Annotated in this window: 23 protein-coding genes; 7 read left to right on the forward strand and 16 right to left on the reverse strand. The window is 55.7% G+C overall.

Annotated elements, in window-relative coordinates; genetic code table 11:
* Window positions 1–48: 48 nt before the first annotated feature.
* Window positions 49–1821, forward strand: coding sequence for an NAD-binding protein (locus tag MCP_RS12070; protein ID WP_012901130.1), 1773 nt, complete (start codon window positions 49–51; stop codon window positions 1819–1821).
* Here the strand turns inward: MCP_RS12070 and MCP_RS12075 are convergent.
* Window positions 1814–4966 carry a TIR domain-containing protein gene (locus tag MCP_RS12075; RefSeq protein ID WP_012901131.1) on the reverse strand — a complete coding sequence of 1051 codons (3153 nt, stop codon included), beginning with the start codon at window positions 4964–4966 and terminating at the stop codon, window positions 1814–1816. The two genes, MCP_RS12070 and MCP_RS12075, sit on opposite strands and share 8 nt — an antisense overlap.
* A 53-nt stretch (window positions 4967–5019) precedes the next feature.
* Entirely contained in the window at window positions 5020–7344 is a 2325-nt protein-coding gene (locus MCP_RS12080; RefSeq protein ID WP_012901132.1) for a hypothetical protein, read from the reverse strand.
* Window positions 7345–7564: 220 nt separating this feature from the next.
* Here MCP_RS12080 and MCP_RS12085 point away from each other — a divergent pair, with 220 nt between their 5' ends.
* Window positions 7565–7882, forward strand: a complete 318-nt coding sequence (locus MCP_RS12085; RefSeq protein WP_128860061.1) for a hypothetical protein — start codon at window positions 7565–7567, stop codon at window positions 7880–7882.
* 205 nt (window positions 7883–8087) lie between these two features.
* On the forward strand, window positions 8088–9284 hold the full coding sequence (locus MCP_RS12090; protein WP_012901134.1) for a radical SAM/SPASM domain-containing protein: 1197 nt from the start codon (window positions 8088–8090) through the stop codon (window positions 9282–9284).
* On the opposite strand, the gene MCP_RS12095 is transcribed toward MCP_RS12090, so the two are convergent.
* The 4 genes from MCP_RS12095 to MCP_RS12110 form a co-directional block, all read right to left on the reverse strand.
* Window positions 9281–10156, reverse strand: coding sequence for a C1 family peptidase (locus MCP_RS12095; RefSeq protein WP_012901135.1), 876 nt, complete (start codon window positions 10154–10156; stop codon window positions 9281–9283). The genes MCP_RS12090 and MCP_RS12095 overlap by 4 nt on opposite strands.
* Before the next feature lie 278 nt (window positions 10157–10434).
* Window positions 10435–10818 (reverse strand): HEAT repeat domain-containing protein, encoded by a 384-nt coding sequence (locus MCP_RS12100; RefSeq protein ID WP_158301491.1) that lies wholly within the window; start codon window positions 10816–10818, stop codon window positions 10435–10437.
* 312 nt (window positions 10819–11130) lie between these two features.
* Window positions 11131–11409 (reverse strand): DUF5661 family protein, encoded by a 279-nt coding sequence (locus MCP_RS12105; RefSeq protein WP_012901138.1) that lies wholly within the window; start codon window positions 11407–11409, stop codon window positions 11131–11133.
* A gap of 16 nt (window positions 11410–11425) precedes the next feature.
* Window positions 11426–11833 carry a DUF3887 domain-containing protein gene (locus MCP_RS12110; protein ID WP_012901139.1) on the reverse strand — a complete coding sequence of 136 codons (408 nt, stop codon included), beginning with the start codon at window positions 11831–11833 and terminating at the stop codon, window positions 11426–11428.
* Window positions 11834–11919: 86 nt separating this feature from the next.
* On the opposite strand from MCP_RS12110, the gene MCP_RS12115 reads away from it, so the two are divergent.
* A complete protein-coding gene (locus MCP_RS12115) occupies window positions 11920–13020 on the forward strand; it encodes a transglutaminase-like domain-containing protein (protein WP_012901140.1) in 1101 nt (366 codons plus the stop codon).
* 253 nt (window positions 13021–13273) lie between these two features.
* On the opposite strand, the gene MCP_RS12120 is transcribed toward MCP_RS12115, so the two are convergent.
* The 4 genes from MCP_RS12120 to MCP_RS12135 all read right to left on the reverse strand — a co-directional run bounded on the left by MCP_RS12120 (window position 13274) and on the right by MCP_RS12135 (window position 16442).
* A complete protein-coding gene (locus MCP_RS12120) occupies window positions 13274–14416 on the reverse strand; it encodes an IS256 family transposase (RefSeq protein ID WP_012899904.1) in 1143 nt (380 codons plus the stop codon).
* A gap of 266 nt (window positions 14417–14682) precedes the next feature.
* Entirely contained in the window at window positions 14683–15636 is a 954-nt protein-coding gene (locus MCP_RS12125) for a DHHA1 domain-containing protein (protein ID WP_012901142.1), read from the reverse strand.
* A gap of 48 nt (window positions 15637–15684) precedes the next feature.
* Window positions 15685–16170, reverse strand: a complete 486-nt coding sequence (locus MCP_RS12130; RefSeq protein ID WP_012901143.1) for a ferredoxin-thioredoxin reductase catalytic domain-containing protein — start codon at window positions 16168–16170, stop codon at window positions 15685–15687.
* Complete coding sequence (locus tag MCP_RS12135) at window positions 16167–16442, reverse strand: glutaredoxin family protein (protein ID WP_012901144.1); 276 nt, start codon at window positions 16440–16442, stop codon at window positions 16167–16169. The genes MCP_RS12130 and MCP_RS12135 overlap by 4 nt, the downstream gene beginning before the upstream one ends.
* A gap of 144 nt (window positions 16443–16586) precedes the next feature.
* On the opposite strand from MCP_RS12135, the gene psmB reads away from it, so the two are divergent.
* Both psmB and MCP_RS12145 read left to right on the forward strand, forming a co-directional pair.
* On the forward strand, window positions 16587–17204 hold the full coding sequence (psmB, locus tag MCP_RS12140; protein ID WP_012901145.1) for an archaeal proteasome endopeptidase complex subunit beta: 618 nt from the start codon (window positions 16587–16589) through the stop codon (window positions 17202–17204).
* 39 nt (window positions 17205–17243) lie between these two features.
* Entirely contained in the window at window positions 17244–19154 is a 1911-nt protein-coding gene (locus MCP_RS12145; protein WP_012901146.1) for a beta-CASP ribonuclease aCPSF1, read from the forward strand.
* Window positions 19155–19596: 442 nt separating this feature from the next.
* Here the strand turns inward: MCP_RS12145 and MCP_RS15470 are convergent, their stop codons facing one another.
* Window positions 19597–20223, reverse strand: coding sequence for a carboxypeptidase-like regulatory domain-containing protein (locus MCP_RS15470; RefSeq protein ID WP_128860062.1), 627 nt, complete (start codon window positions 20221–20223; stop codon window positions 19597–19599).
* A 90-nt stretch (window positions 20224–20313) separates the two neighbouring features.
* On the opposite strand from MCP_RS15470, the gene MCP_RS12155 reads away from it, so the two are divergent.
* Window positions 20314–20793, forward strand: coding sequence for a pyridoxamine 5'-phosphate oxidase family protein (locus MCP_RS12155; RefSeq protein WP_231845080.1), 480 nt, complete (start codon window positions 20314–20316; stop codon window positions 20791–20793).
* On the opposite strand, the gene mtnP is transcribed toward MCP_RS12155, so the two are convergent.
* The 5 genes from mtnP to fdhF all read right to left on the reverse strand — a co-directional run bounded on the left by mtnP (window position 20790) and on the right by fdhF (window position 26536).
* On the reverse strand, window positions 20790–21557 hold the full coding sequence (gene mtnP, locus MCP_RS12160; RefSeq protein ID WP_012901149.1) for an S-methyl-5'-thioadenosine phosphorylase: 768 nt from the start codon (window positions 21555–21557) through the stop codon (window positions 20790–20792). The genes MCP_RS12155 and mtnP overlap by 4 nt on opposite strands.
* A gap of 32 nt (window positions 21558–21589) precedes the next feature.
* Entirely contained in the window at window positions 21590–22393 is an 804-nt protein-coding gene (locus tag MCP_RS12165) for a class I SAM-dependent methyltransferase (protein WP_012901150.1), read from the reverse strand.
* Window positions 22394–22493: 100 nt separating this feature from the next.
* Window positions 22494–23261 carry a carbonic anhydrase gene (locus MCP_RS12170; protein ID WP_012901151.1) on the reverse strand — a complete coding sequence of 256 codons (768 nt, stop codon included), beginning with the start codon at window positions 23259–23261 and terminating at the stop codon, window positions 22494–22496.
* Window positions 23262–23301: 40 nt separating this feature from the next.
* On the reverse strand, window positions 23302–24414 hold the full coding sequence (locus tag MCP_RS12175; protein ID WP_012901152.1) for a Coenzyme F420 hydrogenase/dehydrogenase, beta subunit C-terminal domain: 1113 nt from the start codon (window positions 24412–24414) through the stop codon (window positions 23302–23304).
* A gap of 1 nt (window position 24415) precedes the next feature.
* Window positions 24416–26536 (reverse strand): formate dehydrogenase subunit alpha, encoded by a 2121-nt coding sequence (gene fdhF / locus MCP_RS12180; protein ID WP_012901153.1) that lies wholly within the window; start codon window positions 26534–26536, stop codon window positions 24416–24418.
* Between the last annotated feature and the right edge of the window lie 38 nt (window positions 26537–26574).

Here is a 26574-nt window from a genome sequence, read left to right on the forward strand (position 1 = left end):
TTCACTGGCTATTAATTATTTATTCTACAAGCCTCTGGCGGGGGTAGCATGGTCACGAGGGATAATAAATTACGGGTGTTCTGGCGTAGCCGGGTTAAGCCTTTCTGGAGAGAATTTGAGATCCCCGTGATGATCGCCATCGGTGTTGCCGCATTCGCCATGGGCGTGATAGGCTTTGGCGATTATTATAACACGATAAACCAGCCCCGGCCATTCCTGGACTGGGTCTTTCTCACTATTGTGATGTTCCGTGGCATCTTTCTCCAGGCCGGGCCCCTGCCGCTCGAGCTGGAGATCGCCCGGTGGGCGGCCATATTCATCGTGCTCTATGCGGCCATCCGGGTCCTGACGGCCTTATTTTATGAGCAGGCGCACATCCTGATCCTCAGGTGGCTAACCTCGGACCACGTGATCATCTGTGGCCTCGGGGAAAGAAGCGGTGGCCTCATCAGCGAGTTTTACAGGATGGGGTACAGTGTCGCGGTCATCGATAAGAACCTGAGCAGGGAGATGGCCCAGAAATGTAAAGATAAGGGTGCTGTCATCCTGAATGGCGATCCATCCGATGAGGAGCTCATCCGCCGGGCCCGCATAGATCGCGCTAAGTATATCATTGCTGCCATGGACGATGACAGCGCGAACGCGGCAGTAGCGCTGGCCGCCCGGGAGCTCGTTAAAGGAAAAGAGGGCCGGCCCCTCACCGGTTATGTCCACATCGTGGATAGGGCGCTGTGTAATCTCCTCAAGGCCGATTACGAGTTCAACCGCAAGGCAAGCGACCGGCTCCGCCTCGAATTTTTCAATTCATACGACGATGGGGCGCGGGCACTGGTCAGGGAGTACCGGCCCTTCGGCGAAGGCTGCACAAGCATAGCCATCGTCGGCCTGGGAAAGTTCGGCGAAAGCCTGGCGATCAGAGTCGCCTCCGAGTGGCTTCTTTACGAAGGCCGTAATGGAAGGCGATTAAGCGTTATAGTGGTGGACTCCAGGGCCACGAAGACGATATCGAACCTATTAATGCATTATCCGTTCCTTGATAGCGCCTGCGATTTTATGGCCTACGACATGGAGCCTGTTCACTCGGGAGTGCTTTCCCAAAGAAACCCGGGCATCGTATACGTTTGTCAGGACAATGACAGTGAAACGCTCTCGACTGCCATAGCCCTGCGAAAGGCGCTGTCCGGCACGACGGTGATCGCCTGCCTCAACCGTAGTTCAGGCCTGGCCAGGCTCGTGGACCGCATCGGAAAGGAACAGGGCCTCCAGGGCCTGGGATTTTTCAGCCAGCTGGAGGCGGCCTCCCGGCCGGAGATCCTGATGGGAGGCACTCGCGAGGCCATCGCGACGGCCATCCACGAGGAGTACGTACGGTCTCAGGCGAGCCAGGGCTTCACGCCCGAGAAGAACCCCTCGATGGTCCCATGGGAAAAGCTTCCCGAGACCCTCAGGGAATCGAACCGGCACAACGCGGACCACGTGCTCGTAAAGCTCGCCGCCATGGGCTGCGGCATCGAGCTACTGACCGATCCGGCAGCGCTCGACTTCAGGTTCTCCGGCGAGGAAATTGAAAAGATGGCAGTCATCGAGCATGACCGCTGGTGCGACGAGCGCCTGGGGCAGGGGTGGAAATATGCGCCCGGGCCCAAGGACATCGAAAAGAAGACGAGCCCCTACCTAGTGCACTGGGATAAGCTGAGCGAGGAGATCCGGGAGTATGACCGGAATGTCATCCGGGGGTTGCCTGTGGCCCTCGCCCGGGCGGGGTTCCAGATCTACCGGATCCGTAAGCCGGCAATCACTGACCCCATTAGAGCTATTTAGCCCCCTTTTTCGCGCCGGAGAGCTCAAGCTCTTTGACCGGGGCTTTACGGTCTTCGAGGGCATGAAGGACGCCGCTCATTTGTTCCAGGCACCGTATAAGATCGGGCTTCAGGGCCATATCCTTACAATAGGCCCGTTGCTCCTTCAGCGCCGTGAGCGCCCCCTCGAAGTCGCCCTTCGCGGATAACGCCATAGCTTTCTCGCCCAGGCACTCCTGCAGGCCGTACTTATAGCCGATCTCCCGGAACGCCTTCTCTGCCTCGCCATGCAGCGCAAGGGCATCGTCAACGGCGCCCCCCATACGTAAAATAATGGCCTGGTTATTCAGGGACACGGCAAGGTCACGCTTATGGCCGATCTCCCGGCAGATACGCTCCTGCTCCCGGTGGACTGCCAGAGCGCCGTCCAGGTCTCCCCGGAGGCGAAGTATGGCGGCCTGCTGGCCCATGCAAAACTGGATGCCAAAAGGATTGTCGATATCACGGCATATCTGCATAGCTTCCCCGACGATACGCCCGGCTGCATCGAGGTCGCCCTTTTGGCGTAAACATAATGACTGCTCATAGAGAACGTCCCACAGGTACCATTTATAATTCAGCTCCCTGCACAACATCTCGGCCTTTTTAAGCGCTTCAAGTGCCCTGTCGTACTCTCCACGCCATATGTCTATCGTCGATATGCCTATCATCGATTCACATAAAAGCTTCTTATCGTTCGTTTTTCTGGACAGGGCCTCAACCTCTTTAAAGAGCTTGACTGCGGCATCCAGTTCGCCTAAGGCTTTCATGACAATGCCCTGATTCGACAGGGATTCCTTAACCCCGTCGATGTTACCGATACTCCGGCAGATGCCCTCCTGCTCCTTCAGCAGGGCCATGCCTGCGCCGACGTTGCCCTTCACGCGCTGGATCGTGCTCTGCTCGTTCAGGCAGGCGCAGAGGCCCTCGTAATTGTCCGTCTCCCGGCAGATACGCTCCTGCTCCCGGAGTATCGACAGGGCCTCGTCGAACTCGTTGCGCGTCCAGAGGTATTCCGCCCGGGACTGCAGGGCTTGCTGCAGGCAGCCCAGGTCACCGCTTTCACGGCACTTACGCTCCAGCTCTTCCAGCAGGGGGACCGCGCGCTCATGGTCGGACATCGTCACGAGGAGCGATACCTGCTTACTAAGGACCTCCCTTAGCTCGTCGTGCCTGCCGGCACTGCGATACCGGTCGGCCAGGTGCTCGTAAATCCTGCAGGATTCCGCGACCCTGAACGAGCTCATCAGCATACTCGCCGCGACCTCAAGGCGCCTTTCATCATAGCCCGGCGGGTTCTCGATCATCCCCTTTAACATATCGGTCATGTACAGGCCATCGTGCTCTTCGGCGACGGCCCACCACCGCATGACGTTGAACCTGTCCAGCGACCATTCGCGGCTGACGAAATCCATGTTCCTCAGGACTTCTTCGGCCTCATAGGCCATATCGGCCAGGCACAGGTGCATGGGCAGATATTTCATCATCGGGCGGTTCCAGGCAGGCTTCCCTTTTTTGTAATGCTCCAGCAAATATGTCCCCAGTATCCTGTGGCCCTCGCCGGCACTCACAAAATACCGGTCGTCCTTCTTTTCGTCCGTGAGCCATTCCATGACCGAGGCATGGAACGGCCGGACGCCGTCACTGTTCGCGATAAAGAGCGATCCCAGGGATAGCTTGAGCTCGCGCTCTTCGTGCACGTTCCACTTGAATATTGCCGCGATCGATCGCAGGCTCAGGGGCTCGAACGAGGCGGCCATGATCTCGAGCACGGGCCGGATGCGGGCTTCCCACGCCCTGATGTCGGGGAACTGGCGCTCGAAGAACCGAAGGTAAATTCCCCCGAGCCCCTTCGGGAAGTCGTCGATATTATCAAGCGATAGCCGCCCGTATTTTATTTCTTTTACGACCCATTCGGCATAGATAAAAAGCCCGTTACACTTAGCTGCGACCTTTTTTATGGTATCGGCCGGCACGCCCTCGCCCAACTCCCGTGCAAGAAACTCTTCTACGTCATCCTCGTTCCGGACATCGCCCGTTTCGATGGCGAACTGCCTGTACGCCTGCAGCGCCCCCGCGACTTCCGGCTCCGGCCGGCTCGTGACGATGAGCCGGAGCCATTGCGGCGTGCGCTCCAGCTCTGACGCGATAAATCCGGCGAGGTCGTTCTTCCCGTCGACCGTCGCCTCGTCGAGCGCGTCGATCACGATGACCATAGCCTGCCGTGGCCGGGGGAAGTCACGGGACAGGGGCTGCACGATGAGCTTATCGAAGAGCGCGCGGGCGTTCAATCCGGAGAGGTCCTCCAGGCTCATCCTCGCAAGGCGCCGCTCATATTCGGGAAGCTGTGTGCTGAGCTGGTACGCGAGCGACATGATGCACCTTCGTGGATCGATCTTCTGCACGTTATCGTGGCGGCAGAAGTGGAACGCTGCGACCTCCCGCCAGTTGGCGCAAAGCCACGCTGATATAGAGGTCTTGCCCACGCCGGGGCGTCCGGTGATCCAGAACACGCGCTGGGCATCACTATCGTTAAGCCATTCTTCGATGGCTTCCGTGACCCAGGTGCGCCCGATGAAACGATGAAGGTTGTATTTGATCTCCGAATCGAAGGACAGCGGCTTCAGGGCGCCGGCCAGCCTTGCCTGGGCGCCTGCGACGCTCTCCGTCCCGTGCTCGATCACCTCCAGAAGAGCCTTTAGCTTCTCCTCGTACGGCCCGGGGCTCCGGTCGACAGGGAGGCAGTCCTGCATGTCGAGCCACTGGATCCGGCAGATGCTCAGCGGAGGCTCGCACCAGGACAGCATGACCGGTATGACCTTCATGTTCAGCTGGATGGCCCTCGCCAGCTCGTTAAGGCAAAAGCCGTCCGGGCGGCGGACGGAGTGGGGCGTCATTAGAAGTATGAGCTGCCCATCCGGGGACTCGGAGGCCCACGCCAGCCCGTCCTCGATATACTGTTCCCAGTCCGCGCCGGGCTTGATGCGGTCGGCGTCGAACCATACGTCGTACCTCCGGGCGATAAGGTCGTTTTTCAGGCGGAGGGCGAAAGATACGTGCTCGTCACGGCCGTAGCTCAGGAAGATGCGTTTTTTCGGGGATATGCCCTTGATCCGTTCCTCCGTCATATGGATAATGAACAATTGGCGATTCGGGGCTTAAACTCATCGTTCATAAAAAACTACTCCGGAGTCCTTACGACGAACCTCTGGCCTCCGACGGTCTGATATGACCCGGAAACAAGTTCCTTCTGGACAATATCGAACGTTAATACACTATGGCGTAAATCCTGGCCCGGCTGGGGAGTAAATGTGAACGATATCGTATAGTACATTGCGAGATCGACCGGAAGCTCGATCCATGCGCCGGAATGCAGTATGGTAAATTTGCCGTCGTCGACGATAGTTAGGCCGTCGCTTTTACCGTCATGATCCTTCCAGTTCTGGAAGATTTCCTTATCGATGTCAAGGCCCACGGTGCCCCATTTAAAGATGGATGCGGGAAAGAGCCCGGATAATGCGATCTGCTCGTTGACCGGCGCTATGAAAAATAGCTTGATGGACTCCGGAGGCTTCTTTTTAAATATTATTTTCTCCGGTTTTTTGTGTATCTTTGGCAAGTGTTTTTTAAATACCTTGTTAATGGTCACATGCCCGTGCCATATGCCATTGACTTTTTCGGCGATCGTGATATTCCGCATTGCGATGTTATTGTTGTTCCTCAGATTATCCCAGAGGCTCGAGCCTTCGGGCGTCGTCATGCCGTACGGGTGAACTGTTTCCGTCTCGATGCGCGCGAGCAGGCAGAAATGGGTCCGGTCTGCGCCCATGGCACTGTAATCCTGCGGGTTCGGAGGATACCAGTTAAAAGGTATGATAATGGAATGGCCCGGTTCTATAACGCCGATAGGCTTCCCGTCCACGGGCTCGATCCTGCCGCCCATCAAGGGCGAGGTGACCGATCCGTCCCACGGGGCAGGCCAGCCCAGTCCCGTCGATGCCTTAGCCCAGTAAAGCTTGACAACGCCCCCCTTCGTCGGCATACAGCCGCGGTTTCGAACGCGGACGTACACGATATTCAACTGCCCATGCACGGGGTTTTCATGGTCCAGGACCATCGGGCGGCCGTCGTCGGCAAAATATTCTCCGGCGTTGACCCAGATATCCTCGCTCACGTGCAGGAGCTTTGACCTTGAATCCGGCTCATCCCCGATGTCATCCGGTGAATGGCTTATGCTGGGGTCCGCGACAGGGCCTGCGCCGGGCGGAGGATATGCGCCGAGCGAGTCCAGGATGGTACCCCTCGTACCTCGCAGCGTCGCCTCCATTGCCTTAGCCTGGCCGGCGGTGAACATTACGGCACAGCAGTCCTGTGTGGAGTCCATGTAGTTCATGAACATGTCCCCGGTCTCCGGGCTCCCCCCGGGGCAGGACCGGTAGGGATATGCGCTGCAGGCCCCGTTCGCCGACTCGGTACACGAGACCCAGTATTCAGGGTCCCGGTATTTCAGGCTGATGGGGCATCGATAGTCGCCAGCATTAAGGTCACAATTGATACTCGTGAAAAATCTGCACTTCCCATTGATGGACTGGCCGTTGCAGCTTGTGGCCGGGTCGAAGCCGTTAAAAGGGCAATAGCTATTCTGGTATTTTTGATTGGGCGTATCGTCCACAAAACTTTCCGCGGCATCGGAATCCTTACAGGGGTCATCATTGTCCAGGAGGTCGCCCGCGACATGGTACAGGTTGAGCCAGTGGCCGACCTCGTGCACCAGCCTCCGGCCGCCATTGGTCCGGGGCCGGACCGTGCCGGGCTTGTTACCAAAACTACGGTAATCCATCACGATGCCATCGCATTCCCGGGGCCACCCGGGAAATGAGCCATAGCCGTAGATCTCAAACCACACGGTCCGGCCGTCGTCCGTATACGGGTAGGGATTCAGCTTACATACCCATATGTTCAGGTAACTCTCGGGCGGCCATGGGTCATGGCCGCCTGTGGCCGCGTGCTTAACGGTATCCGTATGAGGGTCGAACTGAGGGTGGTGCGGGTCGTGCGACCAGAAATCGGGAGGCGTGAATCCATCGACGGACGTCTCCGTTCTCGTGACGCCCGTGAGGCCGGACTTCGACGACCGGCATTCCGGGTCTCTTTCCGCCAGCCGGAACTCGATGAGAGTATTTGCTGCCAGGTTAAAATAGTCGGGCACGAGGTTCCTCACGTACTGCAGGTCCGCGTTCAGCTTGTGGAAATCCCGGTTCAAGATCTCGATCTGCTTCCGGATCTGGTCATCCGAAATGTACTGTTCTTCATGGCCTTTTTGATATACCACGTGGACGACGACGGGTATTTTCATAGTCGTGATGTTCTGGTAACTGGAAAGCTTGGCATAGCTCTTCGCGAAAATATTAATGAGCTGCCTGTTTATCACGTAGGGCTTATAGATATCCAAAAGCTGCTTATGCATTTTACACGTTATACAGGATGCAAAGTCAAGTCCGGCCATGCGTATACCCCCTTAACGGCTGGTAATCGGAATATTAAATAATTGCTTATAAAGTAATTAAATGTATTTATGACAGATAAAATTAGTTTAATTTTGAAAAAATAATCTTATAGGGAATATTTATTAATTTCAAGCGCTTATTGTCCATTAATTATCTTCGAGTCGTGTATAGAAATCCTGCCATGAACCTGAGATAAGATAAAAGGATTGGTGAAATTGTATGAGTATAACTTGCCCACCGATGGATGGTGCCGCATTAGGCTTGCCTAAAGATGTTGCGGTTGGTATCTTTGACTTTTTAGTAGATAACGATAAGTCGCTGGATGAGGTTATAGAGGCATTGGCCCTATGCCGAAAGGTGAAAGAGCTTGAGACGTCTGAGCCGCTGGTATATAATGCGCTGATGGATATGCTGAATAAATATTTAGGGTATGTCTCGCTGGCTGTTTCGCCGGCCTCTAAGAAAGGTAGCATTGTAGGTCCAGCCGCGAAGACTAAAATTAATAAAAAGGTAAGCCGGGCAAAGAAATCTAAATAGACGGACGGGGAGCATTGCGTCACATAAAAAAGAAGTCGACTGCAATAAGCCGTTAGTCTATCCTTTTGTTACGATCCGGCCGGAGGGCACTGGAGCCCTCCTTTTTAACTCTTTTTCGGGCATTGAGATCGAGCTAAGTCAGGATGAAACGTTAATCGCTTCATTATGTGACGGCCGTCATACGATAGATCAAATAACCAGGGCCGTGATCAAGCATTCCGGGAAGGACGAGGATGACTCCAGAGCCTGTGTCCAGGAGACAATGGATAAGCTTTCCCGGGCGCTGGCCATTTCGCCTCCCGGCCATAAGCTTCTATCCTATATCCTGGCCAGGCAGAACCGGGAATTTAATAAAATGGTACCGGCCCTTTCGGCGCCGAGGCAGGTCTTCTGGGAAGTGACCCATGCCTGCAACCTCCGCTGCCTCCACTGTGTAACATCGTCCGGCAGTAAGGATAATGACGAGCTGGATTCGCAGGAGGCTTTTGCGCTCATCGACAGGCTGGCAGACATGAAGGTCTTTTATCTAATAATAACGGGCGGCGAGCCGTTCCTTCGCCCGGATATCCTCGAATTGCTCCGCCATATCTCGACGAAGAACATGATGGTAAAAGTCGATACGAACGGCACGCTGATCGACGATGATGCCGTCGATGAATTATTGTCGTTGAGATTATCCAGCATACAGGTGAGCATCGACGGTATAGGCGGATCTCATGACCGCTTCAGGGGTAAAAAAGGCACGTATAAAGCAGCCTGCGGCACGATAGAACGTCTCATAAAAAAAGGTATACCTACTAATATCACGACGACGGTTACGCGCCAGAATTTGAGCGGCCTGAACGCCGTCATCGACCTCGCGGTGAGGCTCCATTGCAATGGTATTACCATAAATCCCTTCGTGCCGGTCGGAAGGGGGCTTGATAATCAGGGGCTAAAGCTCGATGGCGAGGATTATTATCGCCTGTATCAAACGATACATACGCGGGCCCGGGAGCTTGCCGGTATAATAACTATATCCACCGACATCGGATTTACTTTCCTTTTTGAGCCCTCATTGCCGGAGATGAGGCCGGCAAAATATATGGGATGCGGCGTGGGCTATGACACGCTGAGCATTGGGGCCGGAGGCACGGTATATCCATGCCCTTTTTTACATGAGTATCCGCTGGGGAATATCAGGGATGTGTCTTTAGAGGAAATATGGGACGACGCCAGCTTCCTTAAGTCTCTGCGGCCATTACATAAAAGAGATATGGGCGGGGAGTGCAAAAACTGTAAACATGCATTAAGAAAGTGCACGGGCGGGTGCAGGGCTCGGGCTTACCACGAATATGGCGATCTAAAAGCGCCTGACCCGGCATGCATTTTTTCAAAAATAAAAAGCGGGGACCAACGTTAGATCTTGAACTCCCCGGTATCGACCCACTTCGAGTCGATGAGCGTCCACCAGTCCTGGGCCAGACCCTTGAGCACGTACTCGTATGGCAGCCACCCATAGCCTTTATCGCCCCACCCGGTGCCCCAGGAGTTCCGTATCAGGAAGGCGCCGGTCGTCTGCTTGCCGTCGGCCTCGTTCTTAATTTTCATGCGGTCATCGTGGCCGACCGCCATGATGGCGTGACCGCCCTCGATCCTCTCGCCCTTCGACGGGTACGGGATCTTGCCGTCCTTATCGGCCTGCGAGATGGAGCTGTACACGGTAAAGCCGAACATTGCCGGAAGGCTCGCCGCCAGGCTGGCCTTGATCTGCGAGAGCACGTCCTTTGCCGCCTTGTTGGCCGGGTCCAGGCGGACGTACTTGAGTGACTGGTAGTTCTGGGCGAACGCATAACAGAACGTAGGCGGCTCGTCGTCGAACTTCTTCACATCATAGGGCCAGTACTCTTCCGGAGGGGCCCCGAAAAGCGCCAGCGCGCCCATGGTGGTGCGTAAATACGCTCCGGTATCGCCCGACTCATGCATGAGCGTACGAGTCGCCTTATACAGGAACAGCCGGGAGGCATCGATGTGCTTCCCGAACGCCTTGCGCTCGAAGTATTCGACCATGCCCACGCCGGCGTTCGCCGTGCACGAGCCCAGTTGGCCCTGGTCCTCGATGGGCGGGCACCATTTTCTCAGGTCTACTGCATCTGGCAGCGTGCTTTCTTCAGCCTTAAGGACGCCCGCCTTGCTATAGATCGGCTTTACCTTGTCGGTGGTCAGGGTATAATCCCTGAAGTCAGGATAGTCCGGACGCCACCCCGTCCAGTATTTACCGTTGATCGGCCTCATCGTATACCTCCCAAAAGTCGCCGGATGAGCGATGCCCCCGTATGCCCATCCACTGTAAGCTATTATATTTTATTAATTACAATACAAAAAACTTTTTCCTCTACATGCGTTTTTACAGCGCGCTCATCGGTCTCCCTCGCACGCCGCTCATTCCATATACGTCCAACCTGTTGCCCATCATTACGAAGCTGTACATTCAGCTTGAGGCGGTATTTATGGGTCGAGGTCCTTGTATATGCCCTACGCCCCCCAAACTTTAGGAGGAGTGCCGATAATCGTTATTTGAAGGTCTTGATGCCCATCGAGGTGAGGGCTTCCGCCGCTCTCCACCTGACGTTGAAGTCCGGGTCTTTCAGGGCCTTCTCGAGCGCCGGAGCGGAGCCGGGGTCCTTGATCTTACCGAGTGCGCAGGCGGCGCACTTCCTGACGTCCGGGCAGCAGTCCTCCAGCGCGCCGGCCAGAAATGCGGCGGCCCGCGGGTCGTTGAGCATGCCGAGCGCCTCTGCGGCACTCGCCCTTACTTCCTCATCGCCAGTGCGGAGATGCCCGGCGAGGGGTTCGATCACGTTCACATCGCCCGTAAGCCCCAGCATTTCGATGGCGACGAGCTTCAATTCCTTGTTCTCATTGTTCGAGTCTTCAAGCCAGTCATTCATATCCATTTCCTTAACCTCCTTTTGCAGGCGATCCTTCTTATTAAGCACTCTCCTGCAATTATACATTAAGGGCCATTTATACATATAATTTGCGGTTGTTTGTCCACAAATTTTAATTTTTTATCCTATAAGGGTTAATTAAGTGTACATTCGTATTATTCAATTATTTGTAAGATAGCTATTAGCCAGGCAGAATTATAATTCAGGGGAGTATAAGGAATAATTTATAAAATATCGAGTTATATGTGGCTGAAAAGGGAAATAAAGGTTTATTATACGATAATATAAAATTATTAAAAAATGGCCTGATAAAAAAAGTTACTTCTTACGCCCTGCCCAGTACGCGTCCGCCTCTTCTTCCATCTTTTCGAGGCGGGTATAATAGTCGGGGAACTCGTTGAGGTGGGCGAGGGCGATCTTGCCTGTGGTCAGCGGGTCGTCGTCAGTGACGTTCGTATGGGGGTCGCGTTTGCCGTGCTCGAGCTCCACGTCCATACCCATGCGGAACTGCTCGACGTCGTACTTATCCCACTTGATGCCCAGCTTCTCGCCGATCTTTTTCGCCTGCTCCGTTGTGAACACTCGCTTTTCAGACATAATTAAAAATAGGCGATTACCGGTAGAAGAACCCTTCGACTTTCCACACGTCGGTCTTATTCATGGTCAGCTGCACGTTCAGCTTTGTCTTCTCGAACTGGCACTGGTACACGAACACGTTATAATCGCCTACCACTGACGCCTGAGGCGTGGGCGACCGGGATATGTACCGCCCATACTGGCCGGACATCTGGCCGATCATCTTGTTGAAGTAGCTCTCGTTCATGGCCGCCTTCATGGAGGGGCTGAAGTTCTGCGTGAACACGATATATTCGCCGCTGTTGAGCGCCGGGAACATCTTGTCGGCCGTCGCGTTGGCAGCGTCCATGGCGTCCTGGGGGGGCTGCACGGTTTGCGAGATGCAGCCTGCCCCGGCCGCTACGAGCATTACGATGAGGAGTAAGGCAAAAACATTATAGCGCATGCCTGTATTGTATGGCCGCCGGCATATTAAATGTTGCCGGAAAATATTTGCCATATGCACGTTAATGGCTTTTGGTGGCAACGCTCATGGTATCCTGGACGAAGGCGCTCTCGATCGTTACGATCGTGATCATGTCGGCCGGCTGTATCAACCCTGGCAACCTCACTTCGGGTTCGCCGACCGTCGTTGCCGTTACGGTCGCCCCGACCGCGCCGTCAGTAACGCCAGGGACTTTGTCGTCGGGCACGATAGCTGCGTCCGGGCCAGTCCCGGAGAGCGAGGAGTGGCTCCAGAGGCACTATACCTGGGAGTACAAGGACGTCGAATGGAGGCTCGGCGCGAACATCTCGAAGACCATTTACGAGTTTTACCAGAACAAGCCCCGCGGCACGAGCCAGAACTACGCCGATTATGCGCTGACCGGCGAGGATAGGCCCTTCCTGGACGACATCACAGCACAGATAAAAAATAACGGCCAGGCGAACGGCTATACAGGGCTGGATGACGTGCAGAACGTGCTCAAGTTCGTACAATCGATCGATTACGTGGAAGACACTGGCAGCGATTATACTCGCTATCCCCTCGAAACGCTTGTCGATGAAAAGGGCGACTGTAAAGATAAGGCCATTCTGGGGGCTGCCATGCTCCACGAGATGGGCTACGACGTAGTGCTCCTGAAGTTCCCGTCCCACATGGCCCTGGGCATTAAAGGCGGCGGAGGCCTTGAGGGCGCATACTATGAGTACGGCGGCACGAAGTACTATTATGCGGAGACCTCGGGCCCGAACTGGGATATAGGCGACATCCCGGGTGACCTGGAGGGCCAGACGCCCGTTATCCTTCCCATGTCGAAGAGCCCCGCCCTGGAGGCTGCGATGGACGTTATACCGGCCGGCGCCTCGGGCTACGATTCGAACTACCTGGTCTCCCTGAGGCTGAAAAATAGCGGCCCCGGCACGGCCTCTAACCTGTCCGCCCACTTCTATGCTTTAGCGCTGGACAGGGGCCAGGGCAGGATATGGGCGCATGATAAGGTCATTTCCATCGGCGAGTACGGCGCTGGCCATTCGGGCACCGTCAATGCGACGCTTACTGTGTACTCGGGCGAGAGGACGCAGATCTACTGTGTCATCACCGGCGATAACGTGGATACGTACGAGCGTAAGAGTTCGGTCTTTTACGGATGATATATAAGCGTTAATTGTTCCGCTTGAGGCACTAAGCTAACAGAGTCACTATTTTCACCACAATGGCACGGAGTTCACGAAGGCTCACAAAGATTTTTTTAAATGTAAGGGACAGAGGCCACAAAGACCGGTTCATTGGCGATAGGGCACAAAGGATACAATGGCACAATGAAATGAACAACTCACTTTTTGCCATCGTGGGCAGTGTCCCGTATTTTCTGTAATTTTGGTTTTAGCCCTTGTATTCGTTATTCTAGTCATTGCGTTCCAGGTCTATATGTTTTTTGTCTACTGCATATTCCTCGTTCACGTCCATCAGGATGTTTACGATGACTCGTAACGCGGATTGGTTGCTTGGAAATGCTCCGATGGGCCTGGTTCTTCGTTTTATGAGACTGTTCACGTTCTCCAGGGTGTTGGTCGTTCGTAGTTTTATCCATTGGTGTGGGGGAAATGCCAGGTAGTTATAGAGGCAAGGCAGGTTTTTATCGATCAGGCTGCTGGCCTTGTCAAAACCACGGGCTTCGAGATCTTCGGCCAGGTTGGCCAAAAGGTTAGGAGATTCCATGTGATCTTTCAGTAATTGGTTGATCTCGCCTCTCTGTTTCGCTGGTACGGTCTTTATCACGCTTCTTCTGAAGTGTACGTGACACAACTGCCAGCTGGCACCCAGAAAACACTGCTCAACAGCCTTTTTAATCCCCTTATGCCCGTCGCTGATAACCATTTTTATGCCTGTGAGCCCCCGTTTCTTGAGATCATCAAAGAACACGGTCCACCAGTCCTCATCCTCCCGGTCCATGATCCTCGAGTCAAGTATCTCCTTGTACCCATCCTGATTGACGCCCATGGCGATGAACACGGGCTTCGAGACGTACATCCCATTATCTCTCACCTTGATGTAGGTGGCATCAACGAACAAGTACGGAGTACCTCCAAGAGGCCTCGCGAGGAAATGTCTCACATCATCATCCAATTCCTCACTTATTCTGCTTACACTGCTTTTACTCACCTCAACACCAAGAGTCTGTAATACCTTCCTCATTTTCCGCGTGCTGACGCCCTGAAGATAGGATTCGCTAATGACATTCACCACCGCCTTTTCAGCCCTGCTGTACCGGTCGAACAGACAGGTCTCAAAAGGCACCTCACGAAGCTGAGGCTTCTCCAACTCCACCTTACCATAACGAGTCACCAATCCACGAGACTTATACCCATTACGACGAGCCCTCCTTCCCTCCGCCCGCTCATAATGCATAGCCCCGGCCTGCTCACACGCCTCTTCCTCAAGAATACTATTAAGAAGATCCCTGATAAGATTCTTCATAGCATCCGAGTCTGCCCTAATATATTTCAACGCGTACTTCGTATCACTGTATGGCCTTGTATTCCTCATATTTTGTTCTCCAAACAATAAATTGAGAATACAGGGCTAAAAATATTAACCAAATAAAAACAAATTACAGCAAAATAGGGACAGAGCCATCGTGTCATTGTACCCTTTGTGCCTCTTGACCCAAAAAGCATCCTCTGTGGCCTTTGTGACCTCCATCTAAAAATAACTCTGTGGTACTCAGTGCACTTCGTGCCATTGTGGTGAAAATAGTGCCTCTGTACACTTAGTGACTTAGAAACCAGGCAGTTAAGCATAATAGCAATAACTCATTTTTTTCGAGAGCCAAGCATTGCATCCAGGTCGTTGATGAAGTCCATGATGCAGGCGGCAGGTATGCGCCCGCCCGCGGCCATGGGATGGCCGCCGCCGGTCCCGCCGCAGCGCCGGGCGGCCATATCGACGAGCACGTTGAGGTTGCAGTCCCCCTTTGCCCGGATGCTGACGTCATAAACGTCCTTGCTCTTCAGGTATTCGGCGGCCACGCCCACGCACGTGCCGCCATAAATGTGAGCGTAGATGGCCGCCTTGGAGATGAAGCCATCCATGTCGATGACGTACGAGACGCTATTCAGCCTCACAACGCTTTTCTCAATGCGCAGCCGAAGCTCCTCCTCCATAAGGGAGGCCTTGATCGCGTTCTTTGCCAGTGACGGTATCTGGGAAGGGAGCACGTTCTTCGAGAGTAGCTGAACGATATCCCGCTTGTGGTCGTAGTCCTTGCGGCCTATGGCGATGCCCTGGGCGATCGTGCCCGCCTCATAGTACAGGCTCCGGCTGTCCCAGGTCTTCAGCAATTCCATGGCGAGCGGGGTCTGGTCCTTGTAGTCGCCGATGGCGCCGTAGATGGCCACCCGGCTCATGTCCGGGTCGAGCGACTTCCGGAAACGCTCATACGTAAGCTGAGCCGCACACGAGTTCGTGTCATGGACCAGCCAGCTCACGTTAAACCGGGGAGGCTTAGGATGGTGATCTATATAGATCACTTCCGCCTTTTTTGAGAGCTTTGTGACCTTGTTTTTAATATCCCGCGCGCGGGGCAGGTTGATGGCGATGTCACATACGACAATGCGGTCGGCGTCTTTCGCCTCGTCCAGGTCGTCGAGTATCGAGACCGGGTTCGAAAAGAATACGGGCGCGCCCTCGTGGGCGGCCAGGGCCAGGGCTCCGCTGCAGATGCCGTCGCAATCGCCGTGCGTAAAGATGACTGTCTCAGCCGGCATATAAAAAATAATTTATTTTTTATATTATTTAAGATAGTGTGCCGGATATCAGCTAAAGCGCTCGAAGCGCTCCTTTCCTACGTTGCAGATGGGGCACTTATCAGGGGGCGAATCCCTTGCACATAGATAACCGCATACCTTACACCGCCATACCGGGTACGAGTTGCCGCCAAAGACAGCAGCGCCGCCGCCATCTGCCTTAACGCGCAGCTCGGCGGGAACCCGGCTCTCGGGTATGGAACTCAGCGCCTGCTCTCCCTTATAGACCTTTTCAGATACATACAATCCACAATAGCAGGCGCCATAATTGTTAATGTCCGAATCCCGGTAGTCGCAGGGACAGATGATGTCCAGGTCGGCATCTTTTTTTCCAGCAGCAAGGCGGCAAGGGCACGACTCGTACCCGTATCTCGCAGCGTTAGCGACAAGCCCCTCGATCAGGGCCTTCACGAAGGCCTCATCCGGGTTCAGCCGGTAGCCCCGGCGCTCCGCATCATGTCTAAGCTTCTCATAAAGCGAGTCCACGTCACTCATTTAAGGGCCTCACGGATCTTCGCTTCCTGGTAGCCCACGATGCACTGCCCGTTCACGACGAGCGTCGGGAAAGAGCAGGACGGGTTAACCTTCTTGATCTCCGCTATGGCCTCTTCCTGCTCGGCGCCCTGGAGCAGGTCGACGAACATATAATCGAAGGCCACGCCCAGCCCGGTGATCAGCTTCTTGGTCATCTTGCACCAGACGCAGGTGCTCAGCGCATAAAGCATAACGGTCCCGTTATTCTTTCCATCGACATGTTCCACGTGCATTAGAATGTTCCTCGGATACTAACAGCTTATCCTTATACCTATATCAACTTTATAGAATCGGGGAAAACATTATATACAAAATATGAATAACAGTACATGTCTACTCTTAGCTGATTTTAGTGCTATTCTTAAAGAGGTATTTAGATGGACGATAAACAGTATAAAGGCACTACCACAGTCGGTATAATTTGCAATAACGGGCTCGTCCTGGCCACCGAGAGAAGGGCCACGATGGGCAACCTCATCGCAAGCCGCGATGCCCAGAAGATATACCAGCTGACGGACAACATCGCGATGACCATCGCGGGGTCGGTCGGCGACGGGCAGAGGCTCGCGAGGATGCTCCAGGCGGAGTCCAAGCTCTTTGAGCTTCGGCGCCACGGGCCCATGTCGATCAACGCGCTTTCAATGCTTCTATCCAACCTGCTCTGGGAGTACCGGATATTCTATATCCAGGTCCTCGTAGGCGGAGTGGACAAGAGCGGGCCGAAGCTTTTCTCGCTCGACCCGGCCGGCGGGAGGATCACTGAGGTCAAGTTCTCGTCGACGGGCTCCGGCTCTCCGCTTGCCTATGGTGTCCTGGAGGACCGCTATAAGCAGGACATGAGCGTGGAGCAGGGCGTCGAGCTCGCCGCCAAGGCGCTCGAGTCCGCGATGAAGAGGGACTCGGCCTCGGGCAACGGAATGCAGTTCTGCGTTATCACGCCCGGGAAAGTTGAGATATTCGAGCGTGAAGTGGGCAAGCAAGTCTGTAACTCTTAAGCTTCCTCACTTTTACTTTCTCCACAGAGGAGAAAAACGATGGGAATCGAAGACGTTTTATCTGACCTGAAGAAAAAAATTCAGGATAAGCTGCCTAAAGGCATCACGATATCGGACCTCGAGTTCGAGGGGCCCGAGCTGGTCATATACACGGTGGACCCGAAGGCGTTCGCCGACAACGGGGACATCATAAGGTCGCTCGCGAAGGACCTTCGCATGCGCCTTGTCGTCCGGCCTGACCCCAGGATGCTCGCGGAGCCCGAGCTCGCGATAAAGAAGATCGCCGAGATCGTGCCCGCCGAATCGGGCGTTACGAACCACTACTTTGACACGGAGACCGGAGAGGTCATCATCGAGGCGGAGAAGCCGGGGCTGGTCATCGGCCGCCATGGCTCAACGCTGCGCGAAATAACCAAGCACATCGGCTGGACGCCGAAGGTCGTGCGCACCCCGCCAATCGAGTCGACCACTGTCCGGGACATCCGGCGCTACTTACGCAACGTAAAGGATGAGAGAAAGGCTATTTTACAGGTCATTGGGAAGAAGATCCACAGGCCCATAACAAGCAAGGAGCAGTGGATCCGCATCACTACCCTGGGCGGCTGCAAAGAAGTAGGTAGGAGCTCGTTTTTGCTGAGCACGCCAGAAACTCGTATACTGATCGACTGCGGCGTCAGCACTGGCGCCGAGGCGAATGGCACGCCATACTTATACGTGCCCGAGGTCAGCCCGCTGAGCAACATCGACGCGGTCGTGCTCACGCACGCGCACCTGGACCACTGCGGCATGATACCCCTGCTCTACAAGTACGGGTATGAGGGGCCGGTCTACATGACCCCGCCCACCAGGGACCTGATGGCGTTATTGCAGCTGGACTACATCGAGGTGGCCAACCGTGAAGGTAAGAGGCCGCCCTATGAGTCCGCGATGATCCGTGAGACGCTGAAGCACACGATCACCCTGAACTACGGGGACGTGACGGATATCGCCCCGGACATACGGCTGACGTTCTACAACTCGGGCCACATCCTGGGAAGCGCTATCGCGCACTTCCACGTGGGCGAAGGGTTATATAACGTCGCGTTCTCGGGCGACTTCAAGTACGAGAAGACCCGCCTGTTCGACCCGGCCGTGAACCAGTTCCCCCGGATCGAGACCATGGTCATGGAGTCCACTTACGGAGGCATGCACGACATGCAGCCGTCCCGGCGGGAGGCGGAGATCGACCTGCAGAACATCATCCGCAGGACCCTGCAGCGGGGCGGGAAGGCGCTTGTCCCCACGTTCGCTGTCGGGCGTTCCCAGGAGGTCATGATCGTCCTGGAGGAGGCCATAAGGAAGGGTATCATCGACAACGTGCCCGTGTATCTTGACGGCATGATCTGGGAGGCCACGGCCATCCACACCACGTATCCGGAGTACCTGAACGTGGAGCTGCAGGACATGATCTTCCACAAGGGCCAGAACCCGTTCCTGTCGTCTTCGTTCGTGCAGGTGGACTCGCAGCAGAAGAGGCAGTCCATACTGGCGGACCCGTCGCCGTGCATCGTCCTGGCGACGTCGGGCATGATGAACGGCGGCCCCGTGATGGAGTACTTCAAGCAGTACGGCGCCGATAAGCGGAACACGCTCATCTTCGTCGGCTACCAGGCCGAGGGCACCATGGGCCGGCGCATCCAGAAGGGCTGGACGGAGATCCCCATGTCCACCGAAGGCAGGACCGACGTCATGAGAGTGGAGATGGAAGTCGCCACTGTCGATGGCTTCTCGGGTCACTCGGACCGCCGCCAGCTTATGGAGTGGGTGAAGCGGATGGATCCGCGGCCGGAGCGCATTATCACGAACCATGGCGACGAGAATAAGTGCCTGGATCTTGCTAGCTCGATCTACAAGAAGTATAAGCACGAGACCAAGTCGCCAATGAACTTGGAGACTATACGTCTTATTTAAATATGAGGGCTATATTGCCCTCTTTTTTCTTATTTTGATAGCAATTGGCTTTATTGAATTAGATACACGATCAAATTCCGGTTATACCGTCTTGGCGTGTCCTTAACCACCGTCTTGGCGTGTCCTTAACCACAGAGACGCAGAGCGCACTGAGTTTCACAGAGTTTTTATTAATAATTTGAGGCACGGAGTACACAATGTACGGTTTATTGGCTTACCTGAGGCACAGAGATTGTTGAGGCACGGTTGACCAATAAACAATATAGCAGGTTTATCCTCGCCAGTGCCTCTAATGACTCCGTGCCTCAGGATAGTAATAAACCCGTCTCTGTGGCCTCTGAGTCCCCATATTTAAAAAATCTCTGTGCGTCTCCCATGTCTCGGTGCCTCTGTGGTTGGACCACGCCGTGACGGCATAACAGTAAATCGCCCTAATACGGAGCTATTTTCTTAAATAAATTAGTGCAGCCGCCGCTATGATCAATATGGCGATCATCGCTATAACAAGCCATATATAAAGATTAGATAGCAATCCATGAACCGGAGTAGGTGTAGGCGTAGGCGTAGGCGCAATAGTTGGCGTGGGAGTGGGCGTGGACGAAGGCCTTGGCACGGGCGTCACGGTGAACTCGGGAGCCATCGGTATGAACGATGAGCTTTCATTTCTTATGACCATGCCTCCGGGATCATGAGAGGGCGTCGGGGTGACAGTGGGAGTGGGAGTGGGTGTCGGCGTAGGCGTAGCCGTGGAGATATCGATGTCTATCCGGACTTCGGCGCCGTTCACGACATATGTGCGAGAGGCCGAATGGCCGCTGTAGGCGGCCGTCACGATGTAGTTGCCCGGGGTGACAACGAACTCGTAATACCCGTTCTCGGCAGTTGTCGCCTGCCCGGAATCGGGGCCTGCCAGCGTCACGGTGGCGCCGCCCGCGGGCACGCCGCCATAGCTCACATAGCCATAGATCTTACACGTAGCCTGGGCGGTCGAGCCGGCCGAAGTCAATAATAGGACTGCGATCATACAAACAGTAAAGAACCACTTGCCCGGCCTCATGACGCATCCCATCCAAATAAACAATATCTAACCCTTCAAGTTAGATAAAATTAATCGTTTAAACTCCTTAGATAAATAATTATAAAATAAGGCCCAAATATATTGACGCAAAAGAGGGCCATGATGCCAGGAACACGATTTTTACCGGAGCTCAACACAGAGGAAATGCACAGGCTTCTCGACGACGTACGGGTAGGCCGGCTCGGGCTCAACGACGAGCCCCAGCCATATATCGTCCCGACCGATTTTGGGTTCAAGGACGGCTTAATTTACATCCATTCGCCCGCAGAAGGGAAGAAGACGGCGCTGGCCCGTAAAGACCCCCACGTCTGCTTTGAAGTAGACAGGTATAACGACGATGTTACCGAGTACCAGAGCATCATTATCAGGGGCGATATCGAGGAAGTCCTCGACGTGGCCGAGAAGCGGGAGGCCATGCGCCTGATGGCTAAAAAGGCAGTGCGCTCGGGCGGGTGGAAGGCCCACGCGAACGGGGGCACCGGCATGGGCTCCATAACGGTCTTCAAGATCCACATAAAAGAGATGACCGGGATCAAGTCGCCTAACGGCGGCCATCCCTAGTGGCAGGCGTCCTTACAGCCGCAGCCCGTCTTTTCGGGGATCGATGGTAAGCATCGAATGACGAAGCCCTGGATCGTCTTACGCAGTTTTTCCATCTCCTCGAGGACTTCCTCGTGGGACACGGGCTCGTCGCTGATGCCGGCAGCGTAGTTCGTGACCACGGCGATACAGGCATAGCAAATGCCCAGCTCCCGGGCCAGGACACACTCGGGCACGCCGGTCATCCCCACGACATCCCCGCCCAGGGCGGCGAACATGCGTATCTCGGCCGCCGTCTCGAACCGGGGGCCCTCCGCACAGACATATGTGCCCTTCTTATGCAGCCTGTGCTTGAGCGGCATCGCTTCGGCAATGCATTCCCGCATCTCGGCACAGTAGGGCTCGGTGACGTTCGTGTGGACGACGTGGCCCTCCTCGTCGAAAAAGGTCGAGGGCCTCGACTTCGTGAAGTCAAGGAACTGGTCGACGAGCACGAAGTCGCCTGGCTTGATGTGCTTCCGGAGGCTGCCCACCGAGCAGACTCCGATGATGCGCTCCACGCCCAATTGCTTTAGAGCCATTATGTTAGCCCGGTAATTCACCGTGTGCGGTGCGCGCGTATGGCCTTCGCTGTGCCTCGGTAGGAAAGCGAACTCCTCGCCGCCAGCCTGATAAATCGAAACGATCACACGGCCGTACTTCGTGTCGACGGCCTTCTTTTCCTTAAGCGCGGCCTGCGCCATATCGTAAAATCCAGTGCCGCCGATGACGGCCGTCCGAGGCATATGGGCGTCATTGATACGGCTTCCATAAATAATTATGCATTCTTGCGGCAAATGAACAAGCCGTAACCGAACTCGCCCATGAACTGCCCCATCTTATTGCCCTCGTCGATGATTCTTTTTGCATCCGGGTTGGTCATGTAGAGCCACATGGACTTGATGGCGGCGGCGAACGTCTTAAAGCCGTCCTCCCGCCGGGTCTCCATCTCGGTGTTCATGTCCATGAGGTAGTGGCTGGCCTTCACGCCGCCGAACTGGCTTTCATAGATCTCTTTCCAGTCCTCGAAAGTGAGCATGCCTTTACTGGTCGTGGAGCCGAACGCCGTGAAGACCGACTTGAGATCATCCACCCGGTCGCCCATCTTTTCTAGCGCCTCACGGGTCACGCATACCTCGTTATCGCACACGATCCCGCCGGGCTTTACGACGCGATAATAGCCCTTGATCGCCCGCTCCACGTCGTCCATGAAGACGGTCACCGACTCCACCACGACGGCATCGAAGGTCTCCGGCTCGAACGGCAGCGACCGGGCATCGCATTCCACAAAAGTCGTTTTATCGGATACGCCCGTCTGCCAGGCACGGGCCTTCGATTCCTTTATCATCCTCGGCATGATGTCCACGCCCACGACCCGGCATCCCATGCCGGCCAGCATACACGACGTCTTGCCCATGCCGCAGCCCACGTCCAGCACGTACGACCCCGGCTTTATGCCCGCCTCGCCGATCAGCTTCTCCGTGGCCCCCCGCCCGCCGATGTGCTTGGCCGAGCCCAGGGAGGCCAAAAGGTCGAGATATGAAAACTTTTCATTATCCTGCTTTTGACTGGCATTGCTCATCCTGCCACATCCTATTGTATAAATATAAAAGACAATTATATAATATTAATCGAGGATAAGGCTCAAAGACGGGGCGATAAAAAAAAATAGACGTTTTCTTTTAATAGACCAGTAAGCGCTTGATCTGGTTCAGGATGACCCTGCCGTCTCCGCCGAGCGCTTTGAGGGCCTTGAGCTTAGCAACGTCGGTCTCGCCATTGATGTTGATGACGAACACCGCGCCCCGCTCGGTAGAGTAGATGTCCTTGAAGTCGTAGATCGCGCCGACGATCATGAGCTTGCCCGAGAAGACGAGCTCCCGGATCTTATCGTCGCCGAGGGCGGTCTCGATCTGCCTATCGACGTTCGCCTCGGTCACCAGCGTCTCGAAGTACGCCTCTTCGCTGATCGGCTTCACGGTGGGCGGATGCTCGGCCATGTAGGACGCGATGCCGCCTTTCCTGATGAGCAGCTTCTGCACCTCGCCGACGGTAGGCTTGATGAATTCCAGCGAGCGGATGATACGGTAATGCTCGCCACTCATGTCCTTCGTGGACGCGTGCACCGCGCCGCAGCCGGTGTGCCCCAGGATCATGAGGATGGGCGTGTGCAGGTGGCCGACGCCGTACTCGATGCTCCCCAGGTTGGGCTCCACGCGGTTCCCGATGTTCTTGATCGAGAAGACCTTGCCGATCTCGTCGTCCAGGGACCTCTCGAGCACCCTGGAGTCCGAGCAGGAGACGATCGTGACGTCCGGGTGCTGGCCTTCCTGGATGCTGTCGTACTTGCCGGCCTTCGTGGCCTTTTCCGCGTACGTCTTGTTATAGCTCAGCTTATCCTGAAGCGTGGCGATACTCTTCTCTACCGATAGATGCTCTGTATGTTCCATTATATTGACCTCGGATGAAAAAGAAAAAAATGGGAGATCCTTAACGGATCTCCGCGCCCAGCCTCTTGGAGATCTCGTGGTGCAGCCTCGAGACCGGTATTTCCATCGGGCAGACGTCCTCACAGTTACCGCAGTTGATGCAGTCCGTGCCGAGCGCCGCGGCCCTCGCGAAGTGGTATGCCATCGCGGGCGGCAGCAGGCCGGTGCCTTCGTAGGGCATGATCTTCTGGTCCAGGTCGAAGATGACCGGACAGTGGACCGTGCAGCCTCTGCACTTGATGCACTTGCTATACTGCTTCGCCCAGTAGGAGGAGTCCATCGCGGCCTGCGTGAACTGCTTCTTCTGGTGCTTCGCGGCCAGCTTCACCATGGCGCCGTCCGTCTTCTCACGGATCTCAAGGCCCTTCGGGTCCGGTGCCTGGGTGTTGAGCACTTTGGCGTTGATGACGCCGTCCATGAGCTTCGCGCCCTTCTCGCTGCAGACCTCCACGAAGGTGGCCTTGCCGGCGAGCGGGCCGATGACGCCCCAGTTACCGCATGCCAGGTCCGCCATGCGCGGGATCTTGATGTCGCAGCGCTGGCAGTTCATGCGCCTTCCGACGCCCTGGTCCTCGAGCTCGTCGATCTTGATCTCCTTGTGCTCGTGGTTCTTGTTGACCACGATGAACTTGCCGGCGGCGATCTCTTCCTTGATGACCTCGTCCGGGTTCATGCCGTAGAACTTGGAGATCATCTCGCGGGCCGCCACGGGCCTCATCGTGCCGCCGCAGTTCAGGCCGATCATGAGGATGTTATCCCTGTTGACCTTGCCCCTCTTCGCGGCCGCCAGGATGGAGCGGGCGTCGCACTGCTTGACCGGGACGGCGATCTTCATGTTCTTCGCGCCCTCCAGGTACTGCACCAGGAACTTGCCGATGTTGGTCGGGGCGCAGTGTAGCGAGCCGGCGGACTTGATGATGTCCTCGGGCTTCGTGATCAGCGTGGGAACGCCGTCATAGAGGTCGGCTCCGCGCACGATCGCTAATACTGCATCGACAGTCTTGCTCTCGAGGGCGTACTTCAGCAGGGTAGTGACGGCGCCGCCGCACTCGCCCTTCGCCTTAATGTCCTCGTTATTCGCCCACGCGTAGAATGTATCCTTGACTTTGACCATGTTAGTACCCCCTCGCCTTGACAGCGGCCTTTATCGGCGCCGCCGGTGCTGCTCCCGCAGGCTTCTTCTCGACCGGCACGACCTCGACCTTGCACGAGCATACCTTCAGCTCGGGCATCTTCGCGAACGGGTCCAGCGCGTCGATCGTCAGCTTGTTCGCCGAGCATTCCCAGAAGTGGAACGGCACGAAGACGTGGTTCTTGATGATGTTCGGGGTTACCTTGGCGTTGATCTCGATCTCGCCACGCCTGGTCTTGACCTTCACCTTGGCGCCATCCTTGACGCCGAGCTTTGCAGCGTCCTCCGGGTTGATCTCGAGGAACCCGGTGGGCACCTCGGCATCGAGGGTATGCGAACGCCTGCTCATGCTGCCCGTATGGTAGTGGTACAGCAACCTGCCCGTGGTAAGCACCAGCGGGTACTCTGCGTCCGGGACTTCCGCGGGCGGCTTGAACGGCACGCCGAAAAGGATACCAAGCCCGTCCGGGTGGCTGAACTTGGGCACGTGCAGGATCGGGGTTCCGGCGTGATCTGCCGCCGGGCACGGCCAGTGGAGCGCCTCGGGCTTCTCGAGCCGCTCGTATGACATTCCAGCGTACTGCGGGGTGACCTTTGCGACTTCCTGGAATATTTCCTTTGCTGAGTTGAAGTCGAAGCCCTTTACGCCCATCTTCTTAGCGATGGAGCAGATGATCTCCCAGTCGGCCTTCGCCTGTCCGGGCGGCTTTACGGCCGGCCTGAGGAGCTGCACGCGGCGCTCGGTCGACGTGTAGGTGCCCTGCTTCTCGGGCCCTGCCGCGGCCGGCAGCACGACGCTGGCCAGCTCTGCGGTCTCCGTCAGGAATATATCCTGTACGACCAGGAACTCGAGCTTCTCGAGGGCGTGCTTGACGTGGTTCACGTTCGGGTCCGATACCATCGGGTTCTCGCCCATGATGTAGAGGCCCTTGACCTTGCCCTCATCGGCGGCGTTCATCGTCTCGACGATGGTCAGGCCCACCTTGTTGGGCAGGTCGGCGACATTCCATAAGCCGGCGTACTTCTTGCGCAGCTCATCGTTAATGACAGCCTGGTAGCCCGATACGACGTTGGGCAGGCAGCCCATGTCGCAGGCGCCCTGCACGTTGTTCTGGCCCCTGAGCGGGTTGATGCCCACGCCCGGCCTTCCGATCATGCCGCAGATCAGCGCAAGGTTCGATACCGATACGACGTTGTCCGTGCCGGTCGCGTGCTGCGTGATGCCCATCGCGAACAGGATCGAGGACGCGCCGCTCGTGGCGTACATCCTGGCGATCTTGCGTATGGTGTCCGCGGGCACTCCGGTGATAGGCTCGGCCCATTCGGGCGGGCACTTCATGACCTCTTCCTTGAGAGCGTCAAAGCCCTTTGTCCTGTTCTTGATGAATTCCTTGTTCTCGAGGCCTTCCGACAGGATGGTGTACATCATGGCATTGAACAGCGCCACGTCCGTGCCGCTCTTGAAGGGCACGTAGATGTCCGCCTGCTTCGCGGTCATGTTAAACCTCGGGTCGCAGACGATGATCTTTGCGCCGCTCTCCTTTGCCCTGATGACGCTGCGGCCCACCAGCGGGTGGTCCTCGAGCGTGTTAGAGCCAATGATGAAAACGAGCTTAGAGTCCTTGATGTCCGTGATGGTGTTGGTCATCGCGCCGCTGCCCAGCGTCTTGGCCAGTCCCGCGACGGACGTGCCGTGGCACAGCCTGGCGCAGTGGTCGATGTTCGGGGTGCCGATCGCGACACGGGCGAACTTTTGCATCACGAAGTTCTCTTCGTTCGTGGATCTCGCCGAGGCGAAGCACGCCATCGTCTCGGGGCCGTACTTGGCCTTCATTTCCGTGAACTTCGATGCGATGAGCGATATTGCTTCGTCCCAGGTAGCGGGGACGAACTTTCCGTCCTTTTTGATGAGCGGCGTGGTTAACCGGTCATCACGGTGGATGAACTCATGTGAGAAGTTACCCTTGGGGCAAAGCTTGCCCTCGTTAAGGGGGTGTCTCTTCCATGGTTCGACTCCAACGATCTTTTCATCTTTAACGACGTAATTCAGCCCGCAGCCACAACCACAATACGGGCAAATCGTCGGTACTAGTTTTATGTCCATTGTATCCGCACCTTAAAAACTTATTAAATAAGTTAAGG

Origin of the sequence: Methanocella paludicola SANAE, from assembly GCF_000011005.1 — an archaeon.
Taxonomy (GTDB): domain Archaea; phylum Halobacteriota; class Methanocellia; order Methanocellales; family Methanocellaceae; genus Methanocella; species Methanocella paludicola.